Genomic DNA, 1,623 nt, shown 5'->3' with positions numbered 1-1,623 from the left:
GGAATAGATATGACTTTGTAAGCAGAATTATTGGCGGTAATGGCTATACTTATGAGACAATACCTGCTGGCAGTAACTGGTGGACAGAATGGTGGAGAGTGACCATGAATCCCATAAGTTCCCATACTTGTCTTGGAGATGCGGGGCGTATGTGCAACATATTTTACGGCTCATCTCATCTTGAACAAGTTCCTTCAAGTAAATCATGGAGTAAAAAATGAAACAAATCTTAAAATTATTAAGTGCGATAACTCTATTGAGTATAGCTGGGTGCCAGTTTAATAAAACTCCCATATCTTCTATAGGGGCATGGGAAAAGCCAGGAGCAGATTTTACGGAGATAGGAAAAGCCTTGTTAGAATGTGGAATGCCAACACCTTATGATAAGGATCCAGAAAGTAGAAAGCTCAGTAATAATGCAAATGCAACCATTGATGCTTGCATGCTCCAAGCGGGATTTCGCTATAAATATGATGTGGGGGGAGGCTGGTGTGGAAATCATAAAGCGGAAAACCTTCCCATTTGTCGTCCAGGCGCTGTTGTTCCACAGCGCAGTGTCAAGAAGCGCTTAAATAGCCCGTTTTGTAAAAAGCATCCAGAACAATATGAATGCTATCCTTAAGTCTTGTTGTTTGTAATGACCAACAATCCGCCATCCTTGCCTTCGCTTGGAATGGCGCGATTGTTTCCTCTGTCTCACTATTGAATGCCAGAAGACATGTATGCCCACGAAGGCAGCATCCATAGTGTTGGCGCTGATATTATCGCTGGTACCAATCCAATCTATGTGCTGGAAAATGATGCACAGAGCGGGAACATCACCATGGAAGCAGGTAAAGATATCACCTTTGAAAGTGCACAAAACACGCAAAGCACACAAAACAGCAGTGAAAGTGCTTCAATGAGTGTTGGCACCGGTTATGGCACGGGTGGCGCAGGGGCAACGGGCAGTGCTGCTTTTAGTCAAGGGGAAGGTTCTAGTGAGGAAGTGCATCACAAAAACAGCCATATTATAGGCACTGGCACTGTTCATACCATAAGTCAGGGAAATACCACATTGGCAGGCGCCGTGGTTTCTGGAGAGCGTGTAGAAATGGAAGTAGGGGGTGATTTTGCCATTACCAGCCGCAGTGATACGGGACAAAGTTCCAGTAAGCAAAACTCTGTTTCTGTTGGGTTTGGTGCTGGACAAACGGGTGGTGGGGGCTCCATGAGCGCCTCTTTCCAAAAGGATAAATCCTCCAGCGATTATCATAGTGTTGTGGAGCAATCAGGCATCAAAGCTGGTGATGGCGGCTTTAAGATCAACGTTAAAGACAAAACAACCCTGACCGGAGGACTTATTTCCAGCACCGCGCCGGCGGACAAAAACAGTCTGACCACTGGAAGCATTAGCACCAGTGATATCAGCAACAGTGCCCATGCTAAAGCCAGCAGCCATGGGTTTAGCATTTCTGGTGGCGATGCTTTGCAACAGGGGAAATATGGCATCATAAAAAATATTGCTAAAAATGCTTTAAGTCATGGAAAAGCTAAGGATGCAGCGGAAGGGGAAACCAAATCTGCTATCAGCGATGGGACTATCATCCTTACTGATACAACTGGACAGAGGGCGATGGGGCA

Annotated in this window: 1 protein-coding gene and 2 pseudogenes; all 3 read left to right on the top strand. The window is 45.6% G+C overall.

Going from position 1 to position 1,623, the window contains the following annotated elements; genetic code table 11:
* Nucleotides 1–221, top strand: a pseudogene (locus ACFIK6_RS09720) (filamentous hemagglutinin); the annotation flags it as partial.
* Nucleotides 218–622: a hypothetical protein gene (locus tag ACFIK6_RS09715; RefSeq protein ID WP_375639946.1), complete on the top strand. Its 405-nt coding sequence runs from the start codon at nt 218–220 to the stop codon at nt 620–622. The pseudogene ACFIK6_RS09720 and the gene ACFIK6_RS09715, both read left to right, overlap by 4 nt.
* A 93-nt stretch (nt 623–715) precedes the next feature.
* Nucleotides 716–1,623 (top strand): annotated as a pseudogene (locus ACFIK6_RS09710) (hemagglutinin repeat-containing protein); the annotation flags it as partial.

Source organism: Bartonella sp. AS69XJJH (assembly GCF_042195585.1).
GTDB lineage: Bacteria > Pseudomonadota > Alphaproteobacteria > Rhizobiales > Rhizobiaceae > Bartonella.
The sequence above is the reverse complement of the archived record's forward strand: the minus strand, read 5'-3'. Positions and strand labels throughout refer to the sequence as shown.

What these genes read in the sequence shown, in the direction of transcription:
- ACFIK6_RS09715 (WP_375639946.1), top strand. Translation starts at nt 218, where the DNA reads ATGAAACAAATCTTAAAATTATTAAGTGCGATAACTCTATTGAGTATA.